General features: G+C 73.7%; 9 protein-coding genes. 2 read left to right on the forward strand and 7 right to left on the reverse strand.

Features of this window, described 5'->3' with window-relative positions; genetic code table 11:
* Positions 1 to 27: 27 nt before the first annotated feature.
* The 5 genes from ABZT03_RS27265 to eccD all read right to left on the reverse strand — a co-directional run bounded on the left by ABZT03_RS27265 (position 28) and on the right by eccD (position 4476).
* Positions 28 to 474 (reverse strand): type VII secretion system-associated protein, encoded by a 447-nt coding sequence (locus tag ABZT03_RS27265; protein WP_356043811.1) that lies wholly within the window; start codon positions 472 to 474, stop codon positions 28 to 30.
* A gap of 103 nt (positions 475 to 577) precedes the next feature.
* On the reverse strand, positions 578 to 901 hold the full coding sequence (locus ABZT03_RS27270) for a WXG100 family type VII secretion target (RefSeq protein ID WP_356043814.1): 324 nt from the start codon (positions 899 to 901) through the stop codon (positions 578 to 580).
* A gap of 68 nt (positions 902 to 969) precedes the next feature.
* A complete protein-coding gene (locus tag ABZT03_RS27275) occupies positions 970 to 1308 on the reverse strand; it encodes a hypothetical protein (RefSeq protein ID WP_356043816.1) in 339 nt (112 codons plus the stop codon).
* Positions 1309 to 1420: 112 nt separating this feature from the next.
* A complete protein-coding gene (eccB, locus tag ABZT03_RS27280; protein WP_356043819.1) occupies positions 1421 to 3013 on the reverse strand; it encodes a type VII secretion protein EccB in 1593 nt (530 codons plus the stop codon).
* Positions 3014 to 3075: 62 nt separating this feature from the next.
* A complete protein-coding gene (gene eccD, locus ABZT03_RS27285; RefSeq protein WP_356043822.1) occupies positions 3076 to 4476 on the reverse strand; it encodes a type VII secretion integral membrane protein EccD in 1401 nt (466 codons plus the stop codon).
* 304 nt (positions 4477 to 4780) lie between these two features.
* On the opposite strand from eccD, the gene eccCa reads away from it, so the two are divergent.
* Positions 4781 to 8743, forward strand: a complete 3963-nt coding sequence (gene eccCa, locus ABZT03_RS27290) for a type VII secretion protein EccCa (RefSeq protein ID WP_356043825.1) — start codon at positions 4781 to 4783, stop codon at positions 8741 to 8743.
* Positions 8744 to 8896: 153 nt separating this feature from the next.
* On the opposite strand, the gene ABZT03_RS27295 is transcribed toward eccCa, so the two are convergent.
* Entirely contained in the window at positions 8897 to 10144 is a 1248-nt protein-coding gene (locus tag ABZT03_RS27295) for a S8 family serine peptidase (RefSeq protein ID WP_356043827.1), read from the reverse strand.
* Positions 10145 to 10217: 73 nt separating this feature from the next.
* Complete coding sequence (locus tag ABZT03_RS27300) at positions 10218 to 13550, reverse strand: right-handed parallel beta-helix repeat-containing protein (RefSeq protein ID WP_356043830.1); 3333 nt, start codon at positions 13548 to 13550, stop codon at positions 10218 to 10220.
* Positions 13551 to 14008: 458 nt separating this feature from the next.
* On the opposite strand from ABZT03_RS27300, the gene ABZT03_RS27305 reads away from it, so the two are divergent.
* Positions 14009 to 14464: an N-acetyltransferase gene (locus ABZT03_RS27305; RefSeq protein ID WP_356043833.1), complete on the forward strand. Its 456-nt coding sequence runs from the start codon at positions 14009 to 14011 to the stop codon at positions 14462 to 14464.
* The last annotated feature ends 42 nt before the right edge of the window (positions 14465 to 14506 follow it).

A 14506-nucleotide genomic window follows, 5' to 3' on the forward strand; every position in this document is an offset into this window, starting at 1 on the left:
GGAGGTGGACGGGGGTGCGCCGACGGGTCATTCGCCGGTGGAGGACCCCTGGTCGTGCAGGTCCTCGTCGACCCCCGACCAGACGTCGAGGAGCTTCTCGCCGCTGATGCTCTCCAGCGTGGCGCCCTGGGTGTTGAGGAGGGTGGTGATGGTCTCCGCCAGGCTGTCGTCGATGTCGTCGAAGAGGGTCTTCTGGTCGCCGAGGATGTCGTCGATGGACTTCGCGGTCGACAGGGCCGAGGCCACCAGCGTCTTGCCGTAGACCGTGTCGTCGCCCGTCATCAGCCCGATGCCGAGGACGGGGTTCTCGTCGATGTACGCGGCGGGAATGGTGCCCTTGACGATGCTGTGCAGGGCGAGGATCCCGTTCGGGTCGTCCTTCACGATGTTCTTGAGGGCCGTGATGAACGTGGCCAGGTCGTTCTCCCGGAACGTCTTGAGCTTCTGGGCGTCGAGATGGGTCAGGTCCGCCATGGCGTGGTCCTCTCGGGGCTCGTGGGGCGACGGGGAACCGGACGGGTCGTCCCGGCGGGGCCGGCCGTCCGGTTCGGTCGGCTGGTGCGTCCGGCCGGCCGGGTCAGCGGCCGATGCGGACCTCGGACCACATCTGCGAAAGGGAGTTCTCGCTGTAGCGGTAGCTGTCGGAGATGTCCGTCAGCAGCGAGGAGTGCGAGGTGAGCAGGGTCTCCATGTTCTTGACCGCCGCGTCCCACGCGGCCTGCTTCTGCGCGTACATCGCGGCGTCCTCGCCGTACCAGGACTTCTTCAGCTCGCCGAGCTCGGCCTCCAGGGACGCCAGCGTGTTGGCTATCGCCTTGGTCTGCTGGACCATGTCGTCGGCGGCGTTGTTCATGTGGTTGTAATCGACGTAGATGTAGCCGTCGGTCAGGTTGTCGGCCATGAGATGTCTCCTGCTCGGTGGGGGAGGGGCGGCAGCCGGGTCCGGGCGACCCGCTGTGAGGGCCTGGGTCAGCCGGCGAGCTGGTCGAAGGCGGCCTGCGACTGGCTGTACGCCTGGTTGATCGACTCGTTGGAGGAACCCTGCTGCCTGCCGTGCTGCGTGAGGCTCTGGTTGAGCTTGTCGACCATGTCCTCGAGGCTGCGCAGGATGCTGTCGCACTGCTCGTCCCACTGCTTGAGCAGTCCGCCGAACTGGCCGCCGTCGCTGCCCTGGTAGCCGCTGGACAGGGTGGCGCGGGTGTTGTCGACGTCCTGGCGGGACTTCAGGATGCCGCTGAACGCGCTCTCCAGTGCCTGGATGCCGTTGCGGGTCGCCTGTTCGCTGGACTGCTGGCCATTGCCTGCCATGGTTGTGCCTTTCGGTTCCGGTCCTGCCGCGACTGCGACTTCGGGAGACTAGGGTCGCTGGTGAGAAGGGTGCAACACGGCGCGGCTGGACACCCGTTGCATCGGCCAAACGCTAATTGCTTTTACTTGGCGGCAACTTGGCGGCCCCGGCCGGTTCCCCGCTCCTCGGTCCGGCCGCCGCGCAGTGGGAGGTCCTCGACGCGGGTACGGCTCCGGCCGCCGCCTCGGGGCTCAGGTCGGGGCCGGTCGGCAGCATCGCCAGCAGCGGAGAGGGCAGGTTCCGGGCGTCGGCCTCGCCGTAACCCAGCGACTTGAGGGCCTTGTCGGACGTCACGCGGTACTTCACCCCGTCGTCGCCGACGAAGTAGGTGGTGGTGCCGATCGTGGCGCCGCCCGCGCCGAGCACCCGGGCGAGCAGTCCGTGCCCGGGCCGGACCACGACCGCGTCCACCGGCAGACAGGCCCGCGCCACCTGCTCCCCGCCGGCCCGCGCCACCGGCGACAGGGCGCTCTCCCGCACCAGCACGGAACCGACGCGCGCGCCCCGCGCCCCGGGCAGCACCTGCGCGCACGCCGTCCAGCCGTCGGGGACGCGGGCCGCGCGGGGCGGGGCGTCGGGCAGGCCGGCCGTGGAGGGGTCGCGGCCCGTGCTGCCGGGCGCCTGATGCTCCTTGAGGACGTCCGCGCCCAGCGGCAGGGCGGTCGGCGAGCTGCCGCCGTACGCCTTCTTCCGGGTGGCCGGGTCACCGAGGAGCAGGGCCGCGGTGGTCGCGGTGACCGGGGTCAGGCCCTCGCGGCGGAGCAGGAAGTACTGGCTGTTCGGGTCCCGCGCCCCGGCGGGGGAGGCGCCGGTGGCGGGGGCGGCTCCGCCCGGCACCGTGATCTCGAAGACCTGGCCGACCTTCGTCGCCGTACCGCCCAGGGACGGGCCCGCCGAACCCTGCCCCGGCACCGAAGGCGGAGCCAGCCTCGGGCCCGCGACCAGGGAGTTCAGGAACGCGGCGGACACCGGGCGGGGCGACACCGAGCTGTAGCCCAGGGACAGCAGGGCACCGGACGCGGTGTCCAGCGGCAGCCGGCTGCCCTGCCACACCAGGTACGTCTTCGCGTCCGGCCCGCTGACCAGCACCGCCTCGTCGGCCGCGAGCGGGTCGGCGTCCAGCGGGACCCCGGCCGCGAGGGCCGTGACCGCGCGCTCGCCGTCCGGCCCGGCCGAGGAGCCCGCCGCGCTCTGCGCGGGGACCAGCGCCGAGCACACCGTCCAGGCGCCGCTCTCCAGGTCGCCCGGGGCGGGCACGGCGTCCGGCGCCCCGGTGATGCCCACCGCGGCCCCCACCGGGGTGTCGCGCAGCGAGGCCGTCCCCACGTCCGTCGTGGTCAGGTCGGCCCCGCCGATCAGCAGCGCCGACGCGTAGTTGCGCACCGGGCGCAGCCGTTCCCCCAGGTACAGGTAGCGGGCGCCGGTGTCCTTGTTCACGATCAGGGCCTCGCCGCTGCGCCAGGTGTCGTTGCCGCCGGGCGAGATCAGGCCGAACACCACCGCCCCCGCCGCGATCAGGACCGCGATCACCACACCGATCCCCGCACCCCGGGTGGTGCGTCCCAACGGGCTCTCGGGGGCGTCGGGTTCGGCGAGCAGCATGCCCGAGGTGAGCCGGCCCATGACGAAGGCGTGCGCCTGCACCTGGTCGCGCTTGGATTGCATGAACCGCGGTCCTTCCAGTCGGCCGATCCGCGTCGGCCGGGTCAGCTGTGCGTCGGCGTGAGTCAGCCGTTGAGGGCGCGCAGTGCGGCGAAGACGCCCAGCACCCACAGCGCCAGCGGCAGCAGGGCGATCGCCAGCAGCGACTGCAGGAGCTCCGCCGCCCGGCCCCAGTACGGCAGCATCCGCCGCCCCGGCACCGTCCAGGACGCCACCGCGAGGACCGTGGCCAGTGCCAGCAGGCCCGCCACCAGCAGGGGGCGGTCCGCGGGCGCGGTGTCCGCGGCCAGGGCGAGCACCAGCAGGACCACGCCCCAGGCGCCCGGCAGCACCAGGGCCAGCCGCTGCCACACGTTGACCATGCCCCGGCCGTGCACCAGCAGGAGCAGCGCCAGGGCCACGGCGGTCAGGATCTCGGCGAGGCCGGCGTGGCGGGACAGCGGCACCAGGCAGCCGGCGCACAGGATGCCCGAGGCGGCGTACAGGCCGGTCATCCAGCCGCTCGCGAGCTCGGTACGGGTGGCGACGTCCTCACCGCTGTAGGGCTCGATGCCCTCCTGGAGCTGCTGCGGGTTGGTCGGCAGGGCAGGCATCCGCATGCCGGCCAGCCGGAACGACAGGGACGGCACGAAACCGCCGAGCAGCACCGCGAGGGAGGCGACCGCGGCGGCCGCGCCGTCCGTGGCCAGGTCGAAGACGCTCATCAGGCCGCCCGCCACCGCGCCGGCCACGGCGACCAGCGCGGAGGCGGCGAACAGCGGGGTGCGTACGGCGGTCAGCGCCAGCGCGAGGACCGCGCCGCCCGCGCCGGCCGCGGAGGCCGCCAGCAGCCGGGCGCCGAGCACCTGGTAGGCGTGCGGGCCGGCGATCTCGCCCCCCGGCAGCAGCCAGCCCGCCAGCGCCAGGAAGGGCGCCGCCATGAAGCCGAGGGTGGCGCCCGCCGCCGCGTCACCGACCGCCCGGCTCGCCGAGGCCGCCCCGGCGAGCAGCAGCAGCCCGGCGACACCGGCCGTGACGATCCGGGGGCCGGCCGGACCGCCGGGCCAGGCCAGTACCAGCAGACCCAGTGTGAGGAGGGTCACGACCAGGCCGAGGAGCAGCCGCCGGCCGGCGGCCGGGGTCCAGCCGTGCAGCCGGTCGCGGGTGACGGTCGCGATGCCGTCCACCAGGTCGTCGAGCCGCACCTGCGGCAACGCCTCGGTGTGCGGGCGCAGATAGAGCACCTCACCGTCCTTGAGGTCCACGGCCGCCAGCGTGGCCTCCTCGTCCAGCGGGGTGCCGCCGAGCCGTTGCAGGACCCAGCCGTCGTGCTCCAGACCGCTCTCCTCGATCTCCTCTCCCGCGTAACGCAGCACGGTGGGCAGCAGATCGGCCACGGGCACGTCCGCGGGCACGGCCAGGTCGATGGTCCTGGCCGGCGCGCGCACCGTCAGGCGGCACAGTCCCGCAACGGAGCTGTCGGTCATCGGGAGTCTCACGTCTCCAGGGAATCGGGCCGCGAGGCGACCGCGGGGCGTGGGAGGCCGGACAAGACACGCGGGATCGCCGTGTCGGCCCGGGGCTGCTTGGACGTTGGAGTCGTCGGCATGCAGACTACTGACCGACAACCGAACGGAATTATGAGCCCCGGATCAGCGGCGTGTCACAACACCGCCCGGCGAGCGCCCCGTTGGGTGCGGCAGACCGGGCGATAAGGCCCATTTCCGCTAAGGAGCATGTGCGTTGAGCGTGGTTCTCTTCCGTCGGCCTGCCCGCCGCAGGGGCCCGGACATGCCCGAGGGCGAACTGAGCCTGCAGGAACCGCCGACGCTCCCGGAGACCGTCCCGGACAGCTCCGCGGTGTGGACGTATCTGCCGATGGCGATGATGTCGGTGTCCATGATGCTGATCTTCATCAAGCCCGGCGGCGGCAGCGGCGCCTTCAGCTACATCGCGCTCGGCATGATGGTGATGGCCTCCGCCGCCATGATGGTCGGCCAGGTCATGCGCAAGTCGGGCGAGCGCAAGCAGCGGCTGCGCGGCGAGCGGCGCGACTACCTGCGCTACCTCACCCAGACCCGGCGCCAGGTCCACCGGGCCGTCGTGGAGCAGCAGTTGGCGCTCGCCTGGCGCCACCCCGACCCGAAGGTGCTGCCCGCCATGGTCCGCACCACCCGGCTGTGGGAACGCCGGGTCAAGGACGAGGACTTCGGCGAGGTCCGGATCGCGGTGGGCGACCAGCAGTTGTCGATGCGGCTCAACCCGCTGGCCACCAAGCCCGTCGAGGACCTCGAACCCCTGAGCGCGCACGCCCTGCGCCGCTTCATCCGCGCCTACAGCACCGTCCCCGACCAGCCCATCGCCCTGTACCTGCGGTCCTGGTCCCGCGTGCTGACGCGCGGCGACGAGACGGCCGCCAGGGCCATGGCGCGCGCCGCGCTCAGCCAACTGGCGCTGTTCCACCCGCCGGAGGAGCTGTGGATCGCGCTGTGCGTCTCGGACGAGCGGCGCGCGGAGTGGGAGTGGGTCAAGTGGCTCCCGCACAACCTGCATCCGCAGGAGCAGGACGGCGCGGGCCCGGCCCGGATGGTCGCCGGCGCCTTCAACGACCTGGAGGACCTGCTCGGCGCCGAGTTCGCCGAACGGCCGGTGTTCGACCCGGACGCGGTGCCCGGACGCGACGAGCCGCTCACCGTGATCGTGGTCGACGGGGTCACCGTCCCGGCCGGCCACCGGCTCGACGGGCAGGGCTTCCGCAACACGATCGTCCTTGACCTGTCCGGCGCCCTCACCTGGCGCCCGGGACGCAGCACCCTGCGCCTGGACGTCACCCCCGCGGCGGTACGGCTGGTGCGCACCGACCGCACCCGCAAGGAACAGTCCACCCTGCTGGGCCGGCCCGACCGGATGGGCCCGGCCGCGGCCGAGTCGCTGGCCCGGCTCATCTCCCCCTACCGGATGAGCCTGACCGCCGACGCCGCCGAACCCCTGAGCACCGACGTGCAGTTGACCGCGCTGCTCGGCATCCCCGACCTGTTCCGGCACGATCCGGACACCCTGTGGAGGCGCAACACCGGCTCCGCGCGCCTGCGGGTGCCGATCGCGGTCGGTGCCGACGGCGCCCCCGTCGACCTCGACATCAAGGAGTCCGCGCAGGGCGGCATGGGCCCGCACGGCATGCTGATCGGCGCCACCGGCTCCGGCAAGAGCGAGCTGCTGCGCACCCTCGTGCTGGGGCTGGCCCTCACCAACTCCTCCGAGACCCTCAACTTCATCCTGGTCGACTTCAAGGGTGGCGCGACCTTCCTCGGCCTGGACGAACTCCCGCACACCTCCGCCGTCATCACCAACCTCGCCGACGAAGTCGCCCTGGTGGAACGCATGCAGGACGCCCTGCACGGCGAACTCATCCGCCGCCAGGAACTGCTGCGGGCGGCCGGCAACTACACCTCCGCCCTGGAGTACGAGAAGGCGCGCGCCGCCGGCACCCCGCTGGCTCCGCTGCCCAGTCTCTTCGTGGTCGTCGACGAGTTCAGCGAACTCCTCGCCGCGCACCGCGAGTTCATGGACCTGTTCGTGATGATCGGCCGGCTCGGCCGGTCCCTGGGCGTGCACCTGCTGCTCGCCTCGCAGCGTCTGGACGAGGGCCGCATGCACCAGCTGGAGAGCCACCTCTCCTACCGGCTGGGCCTGCGCACCTTCTCCGCCATGGAGAGCCGCGGCGTGCTCGGGGTGCCCGACGCCTACCAACTGCCCTCGCAGCCCGGTGCCGGCTTCCTCAAGAGCGGGGTGGAGGCACTGACCCGCTTCCGCGCCGCCTACGTCTCCGGCCCCTACCGGCACCGGCGCGGGGCCGCCGTCCAGGCCCGCGTCGCCAGCCAGGTGGTGCCCTGGACGGCCGGCTGGGTGGTGCCCCGGACCTCCGCCCCCGTGGCCGCGCCGCAGCCGGAGGAGGAGACGGAGTCCGCCGAGAGCCTGCTGTCGGTGGCCGTGGACCGGCTGCGCGAGGCCGGACCCGCGGCCCACCAGGTGTGGCTGCCGCCGCTCGGCGCGCCCCCCACCCTCGACGCGGTGCTGCCCGGCCTCCGGGCCACCGCCGACCGCGGCCTCAGCGCCACCCGCTGGCCCGGAACCGGGCGCCTGCGGGTGCCCGTCGGACTCGTCGACAAGCCCTTCGACCAGCGCCGCGACCCGCTCGTCCTCGACCTGTCGGCGGGCGGCGGGCACGTCGCCGTCGCGGGCGGTTCGCAGAGCGGCAAGTCGACCGTGCTGCGCACCCTGATCGCGTCCCTCGCCCTCACCCACACCCCGGCCGAAGTCCAGTTCTACTGCCTCGACTTCGGCGGCGGCACGCTCTCCTCGCTGGCCGGCCTCCCGCACGTCGGCGGGGTCGCGGCCCGGCTGGACAGCGAGCGCATCAGCCGTACCGTCGCCGAGGTCACCGCGGTCTTCAACCACCGCGAGCAGTTCTTCCTCGACCACGGCATCGACTCCATGGCCACCTACCGGCGCCGCCGGGCCGCCGGGGAGTTCGCCGGCGAGTCGCACGGCGACGTCTTCCTCGTGGTCGACGGCTGGGCCCAGGTCAAGCAGAACTTCGACCACCTGCTGCCGACCCTCAACCAGATCGCCACCGGCGGCCTCAACTACGGCATCCACCTGATCGTCAGCACCACCCGCTGGGTGGAGCTCAGCGCGCAGGTCCGCGACCAGAGCGCGACCCGCCTCGAACTGCGGCTGGGCGACCCCATGGACTCCGTGGTGGACGTCCGCAAGGCCGCGACCGTGCCCCGGCAGCCCGGCCGCGGCCTGACCGTCGACGGGAAGCTGCACTTCTTGACCGCGCTGCCCCGCACCGACGGCACCGACAGCGCCGAGGACCTCTCCGACGGTGTCACCGCCCTCGCCGAGAGCATCGCGGCGGGCTGGACCGGCCCGTCCGCTCCCGCCGTACGGATGCTTCCGCACCGCCTGCCGTCCTCGGCGCTGCCCGCGCCCGAACTCGGCGACGGGCTGCGACTGCCGCTCGGCCAGGACGAGGAGACCCTCTCCACCCTGTGGCACGACTTCAGCCGCACCCCGCACCTGGTGGCGGTCGGCGACACCGAGAGCGGCAAGACCAACCTGCTGCGGCTGGTCGCGAACGCCGTCACCGCCCGCTACAGCCCCACCGAGGCGCGAATCCTGGTCGTCGACTACCGGCGCGAACTGGCGGACGCCGTACCGGCCGACTACCAGCTCGGCCACGCGGTCTCCCTCGACGCGCTCAAGGAGCTGGTGGGCGGCTCGGCCCGGGCCATCAAGACCCGCCTGCCCGGCCAGGACATCACCCCCGCCCGGATGCGGCTGGCCGACTGGTGGAACGGGCCCCGCCTGTTCATCCTCGTCGACGACTACGACATGGTCGTGGGCAGCAACAACTTCGACCACCCCTTCGCACCGCTCTTCGACCACATCGCCCTCGGCCACGAACTGGGCCTGCACATCGTCGCGGTGCGCTCCGCGACCGGCGCCGGACGCGGTCTCAACGACCAGCTCCTGCGCCGCCTGGACGAGGCCAACACGCCCGGCGTGCTGCTGTCCTGCCCGCCCTCGGAGGGCTACGTCTTCGGCAACACCAAACCACGCAACCTCCCGCCGGGTCGCGCCCAGTACATCGCCCGCCGCAAGGCGACCCTGATCCAGACGGCACTCCTGGACGGGGACGGCGGGGACGGCGGGGACGGCGCGGGGGAGACCCCGGGCACGCGCTGACGAAGGTCGCCCGCGGCGTCGGGGCGGGGCTCGGGGCGGGCCGCCGTGCGGTGATCGCGGGTCGGGCCGTCCTGCTCAGGAATGGGCTCAGGCGGGGGGCCTCGGCGCCCCGCCTGCTCGGGGCGGCTCAAGAGCGCCCGTCCGGGCGACGGTTCAGGCCCCGCCCCGCTCCGGAGCGGGCTCCCTGCCCGCCGGGCGCCAGTGGCGGGCACGGCCGCGGGGGGTGATCAGTGCCGCCCAGGCCACCAGGAGCACCACCAGGCCACCTGCGGCGGCGAGCAGGACGGCTCGCTGGGTGGGGCGGGTACTGGCGTCGGCGGGGAGGCTGACCGGTGCCTGCCGGGCCTGGGGACGCCGGGGAGCCGACGCGGCCGTCACCGCGGTCACGGCCGCGTAGGGGTCGACGAGGGGGACGGTGTCGGGGTAGGCGGTCGACACGAGCCGTTCCACCGTCTGCTCGGCGGTCAACTTCGGTTGCGCCGACCGTACTTGCGCCGCCGCGCCCGCGACGAACGCGGCCGCGAAGGAGGCGCCGGAGCCGATGAAGTGGCCCGTTCCCCGGGGGCCGATGCCGATCACCCCGTCGCCCGGCGCCGTCAGGTCCGCGCGCCGGGGCAGCAGTGCGCCGTCCGGGCGCCCGCCGTCCGCGTCGACGTCCAGCACCGACAGCACCCCCGGCTGGGCGGCCGGCCAGTAGTCGCGCGGCACCGGGGTCGCCCGGTCCGCGCCGGTCCCGGTGGGCGCGTCCGGCACGGCCGCGGCGACCACCACCGCGTCGTGCGCCACGGCGTCCTTGACGGCCGTGGTGAGGCCGGCCGAACCGGTCTCCAGAGCGGGCGACACGACGATGACCCCGGCTCCGGCCCCGGTCGCGGCGGTGATGCCCGCCGCGACGCTCGCGGCCGTCGCCGCACCCCGGTCGTCCGTTCCCCGTACGGCCACGATCCGCGCCCGCTGCGCGACGCCGGCGAACCGGACGCCGTCGGCGCCGGCCGCCGCGACCAGCCCCGCGACGAAACTGCCGTGACCCACACAGTCCGCGCCGGCCTCGCCCACCGCCGTGACCCGGCCCTTGAGGGCGGGCGCCGTGGCCGACACCCCGGTGTCCACCACGGCCACGGTCGTCCCGGCCCCGGAGGAGAACTCCCAGGCACGCGTCAGCTGCAGCCTCTGCTGCTCCCACGGCACGGTGGTGGCCCGCTGGTCCGAACTCCCGGTGCAGGCGGCGCCGGCGCCCAGCCGGGCCGGCATCACGGGCAGTCGCAGCGGCTTCGTGTCGGCGGCCACGGCCGCGGGCGCGCCGGCGAACGGCAGAAGCGTCCCGATGCTCAGCGACAGGGCCAACGCGCGCGTGTTTCGCGGGAGATGAGAGCGGAGGCGGAGGTGACGCAGGAGGCGCATGAAGCGCATCCTACGGTCCGCCCCACCGCACCCGTCCCCGGCCCACGCCGCCTGCCGCCGCCCCCGGCCGGGTTCACGCGTCCTGCGGTGCCACCCGCGCCACGGGCACGTCGTCCGGCACCAACAGCCGCAGGTCGTCCAGGCCGGGCGCGGCCATCGCGCTCACCCGGCCGGCCTGGCGCGTCATCATGGACTCCAGTACCTGCCGGGCGAGTCGGGCGTTGCCGAACGAGCGATCCCGGGGCAGCGACTCGAAGTGCTCGCGCAGCAGCGCGCCGACACCCGGACCGCACTCGTATCCCGAACCGTCCGCGTGCATCCGCACGATCGTGACCAGTTCGTCCGAGGTGTAGTCGGCGAACTCCACGCGCCGCGAGAACCGGGACGACAGGCCGGGGTTGGAGGCCATGAAGCCCTCCATCTCCCGGGTGTAGCCGGCCGCGATGACGACCACCTCGTCCCGGTGGTCCTCCATGAGCTTGAGGAGGGTGTCCACGGCCTCCTGGCCGAAGTCCGAGCCGGAGGAGCCGCCGGGCGGGGTCAGCGTGTACGCCTCGTCGATGAACAGCACACCGCCCAGGGCGCGTTCGAAGACCTCGCGGGTCAGCTGCGCGGTGTGCCCGACGTACCGGCCGACGAGGTCGGCGCGGGACACCTCGACCAGCTGGCCGCGCGGCAGCACACCGAGGGAGACCAGGAGTTCGCCGTAGAGGCGGGCGACGGTGGTCTTGCCCGTGCCGGGCGGGCCGGTGAAGACGAGGTGGTGGCTGATGCGCGGGGCGGGCAGTCCCGCGGCCTCCCGGCGGCGGGCGGTGGAGAGCAGGTTGACCAGGTCGGTGACATCCCGCTTCACCGCGTCCAGGCCCACCATGTCGCCCAGGCGCGACAGCGCGTCGCCCCGCGCGGGGCCGCTCGCGGTGCCGGCGGCGTCGGCCGCGGCCTGCTCGCCGACGTCCTGGGGGAGCAGCAGCGACAGGTCGCGCTCGCCGACCTCGGACTGCGTGGACAGCCGTACGGCCTGCCGGTCGACCATCTCCTCGAACACCTGCCGGGCGGCACGGCCGTTGCCGAACGTGGCGTCCTTCGGCATGCGTTCGAAGTGCGCGGCGAGCGCGGCGCTGGTGCCCTCGCCGAGCTCGTACTGGTGCCGGGCGCACATGCTCTCCATGATCGCCACCAGTTCGTGCACCGCGTAGTTCTCGAACTCCACCGTCCGGGAGAACCGCGAGGCGAGGCCCGGGTTGGAGCCGAGGAAGGACCGCATCTCCCCGGAGTAGCCGGCGGCGACGACCACCACGTCCTCGCGGTGGTCCTCCATCAGCTTCAGGAGCGTGTCCACGGCCTCCCGGCCGAAGTCGGCGCCGGAGTGGCCGCTGTCGCTGGTGAGGGTGTACGCCTCGTCGATGAACAGCACACCGCCCAGCGCCCGGTTGAAGGTCTCCGTCGTCTTGATGGCGGTGCCACCGATGACCTGGGCCACCAGGTCGGCGCGGGACACCTCGACCAGGTGCCCGGAGCGCAGCGCGCCGAGCTGCGCCAGCACGGTGCCGTAGAGACGGGCGACGGTCGTCTTGCCGGTGCCGGGCGGACCGGCGAACACCAGATGGCGGCTCATCGGCGGTGCCGACATGCCGAGTTGGGCCCGCCGCTGCGCGAGCTGGGTGAGGTTGACCAGGGTACGGACCTGCTGTTTGACGTTGGACAGGCCGATCAGGGACTCGAGTTCGGCCAGCGGGCCCGTCTCGGCGGTGTCGGCCCCGGAGCCCGGCACGGTGCCCGCCGGGTCGGTGTCCTCGTGGTCGCCGTAACCCCAGGCGTCGCGCCGGCCGTTGCCGGTGCTGGTGAGTCCCTCGACGGCGAGGCGGTCACCGGCCCGGGACTGGACGAGGCCGCTGCCCGTGTTGTCGCGGACCGTGCAGTTGACGACCGACACCGGTGTGGTGGTCTCGACCCTGAGCCCGTCCTTGGCGCTGCCCGCGAGGGTGCAGCCGTTGAGCGAGGCCCGCCCGCCCTCGTGGATCACCGCGCCGTTCCCGGCCGCGGTGGTGATCTGGACGCGGGTGGCGGTGAGTTCGCCGTCGGCCTCGACCACGAGCCCGTCGGCGCCGGGCTCGCGGAGCTCGCAGTCGCGGGCGGTGGCGGTGCCCTCCGCGGCCACCAGCAGTCCCGGGCCGGCGGACGCGAGCACGGTGGTGCCGCCGACGTAGAGGTTGCCGAGCCCCTCGACGCGGATGCCCGCGCCGCCGGCCCGGTCGATCTCGCTGTCCTCCAGGCGTCCCCGCCCGTCCTTGACGACCTCGACGCCGTCGCCGCCGGTGCCTTTGATCCGGGCCCGGCGGAGCATCGGGTTGGCGCCCGTGCGGATGCGGATCGCGGCGCCGGTGGTGTCGAGCACCTCCAGCCGGTCGATCTCGGCGGTGGACTCCTCCTCCAGCAGCACACCGCTGTCCGCCGCGCAGTCGCGGACGGTCAGGGAGGTCAGGGTGGGCGAGGCGGCACCCGCCACGCGCAGCGCGGGCGCCTGGGAGGAGTCCAGCCAGCAGTCCTCGTACGTGCCGCGGGCCCGGTCGGTGACCAGCAGGCCGTTGCCCTCCGTGCGGGCGGAGCGGCAGCGGCTCAGCAACGGGTCACTGCCGTGCGAGACGACGAACGCCGGCCCCGTCGTCGCGGTGACCCGGACGTCCTCCAGGACCGTGCGGGAGGCGCTGGTCAGGTGCACGCCGACCGCGGTGTCGTGCACGACCGTGCGCAGCACGCGCGTGGTGCAGTGCTCCTCCAGGGTGATGGCGGGCTTGTCGGTGGAGGAGAGGTCGCAGTCCTCGACGGAGCCCTGCGCCTCACCGTTGGCGAGGACCCCGTGACCGCGCGCGTCCCGGATGGTGCAACCCCGCACGGTGACCCGGCCGCGTTCGCCGATGACGACGCCGGAGGTGCCGAGGTGTTCGACGGTGCAGGAGTCCAGGGAGCTGTCGACCGCCGAGGTGACGACCACGCCGGCACCCTTCGGATTGCTGACCCGGCAGTCCCGCATGGCGAGCGAGCCGTTGCCCCGCGCGAGGACGGCCGTCCACGCGGCGCCGGTCACCTCGCAGCCGTCCATCGCGGCCTGCCCCCGTACGGCGTCCACGGCGGGCACGTCCTCGTCGCGCCCCCGCAGCACCAGGTCGGTGAGCATCACGGCGTCGGCCTGGAGGCTGAGGACGCTGCCGCGCCTGGGTCGTATCTCCACCGTGCCCCGGGCCTGCTCGGCCACCAGGGTGACCCGGGTGCCGATGACGAGGCTCTCCTCGTAGATCCCGGGCCGCACACTGATCACGGCGCCGCTGCGCGCCCGCGCCAGCGCCTCGCCGATCGTTCGGAAACCCTCGGTTCCCTCCGGACAGACCGTCAGTAGCTGGCGTGACACGCGCTCTCCATCTCTCACAGCCTCGGCGGGCCCTGGGGCCTCCCGTTCGGATCAGGTCGGGCTCGCGGGCCCGGATCCAGCCTGATCCACACGACAGACCCCTGGCCGCCCAGCGGCAGGGGCAACCCCCATCATGCCTTTGACGAGGGGTGGTTGACACGTCGGTCCGGCTGTGGCGGAGGGCGCCGGGGGCCTCGGGCGGCGCGGGGGCGTCGTATTCGATCGGGATGCACCGGTCCGGACCTCTCTGCGCCGGTCGGCGCAGACCGCGGGCACGTGCGCGCCGCACCCGGCGTCCGAGCACCGCCCAGCGCCCACCGCCTCGGGCCTCGGCGGCGGGATACGGCCCGCCCCCGGGAGCGGCACGGCCGTCACACCCTCACCCGCGGCGGGCCCGGCGGGCACCGTGCCACTAATCGACGTGCACGCCCCCGGGGCGGCCTCGTAGCGTCGACCCCATGAGTCGAGCCTTCGTCCCCGACGACTTCGTCGTCCCACCCGATCTCGCCACCGAGCGGTTCCGCCTCGAACCGCTGGGGCCGCGGCACAACGCCGCCGACCTGGCCGCCTGGACCAGCAGCATCGAGCACATCCGCGCCACCCAGGACTTCCAGGACCAGACATGGCCGCCCGCGGCCGGAATGACCGCGGAGGACAACCTCGCCGACCTGCGTCGGCATGCCGACGACTTCGCCCGGCGCACCGGATTCACCTACAGCGTCATCGAGCCCGACACCCTGGAGGTCATCGGGTGCGTCTACATCTACCCCTCCCGTTCGGACAGCCATGACACGGACGTCCGCTCCTGGGTACGGGCCGACCGCGCACATCTGGACGCACCGCTGCACGACGCGGTCATCGCCTGGCTGACGGCGAGCTGGCCCCTCGGCAGGCTCCGTCACCACCCGCGCTGACCGCGACCGGCCCCCGGCGTCCGCCGCGCGGGCGGTGGTAGA

Source organism: Streptomyces sp. NPDC005574, from assembly GCF_040605435.1.
Classification (GTDB): Bacteria; Actinomycetota; Actinomycetes; order Streptomycetales; family Streptomycetaceae; genus Streptomyces.

Bases quoted from the DNA above. Each gene is read 5' to 3' on its own strand.
- eccB (WP_356043819.1), bottom strand. From the start codon at position 3,013: ATGCAATCCAAGCGCGACCAGGTGCAGGCGCACGCCTTCGTCATGGGC.
- ABZT03_RS27265 (WP_356043811.1), bottom strand. From the start codon at position 474: ATGGCGGACCTGACCCATCTCGACGCCCAGAAGCTCAAGACGTTCCGG.
- ABZT03_RS27305 (WP_356043833.1), top strand. From the start codon at position 14,009: ATGAGTCGAGCCTTCGTCCCCGACGACTTCGTCGTCCCACCCGATCTC.
- ABZT03_RS27270 (WP_356043814.1), bottom strand. From the start codon at position 901: ATGGCCGACAACCTGACCGACGGCTACATCTACGTCGATTACAACCAC.
- eccCa (WP_356043825.1), top strand. From the start codon at position 4,781: ATGCCCGAGGGCGAACTGAGCCTGCAGGAACCGCCGACGCTCCCGGAG.
- ABZT03_RS27275 (WP_356043816.1), bottom strand. From the start codon at position 1,308: ATGGCAGGCAATGGCCAGCAGTCCAGCGAACAGGCGACCCGCAACGGC.
- ABZT03_RS27295 (WP_356043827.1), bottom strand. From the start codon at position 10,144: ATGCGCCTCCTGCGTCACCTCCGCCTCCGCTCTCATCTCCCGCGAAAC.
- eccD (WP_356043822.1), bottom strand. From the start codon at position 4,476: ATGACCGACAGCTCCGTTGCGGGACTGTGCCGCCTGACGGTGCGCGCG.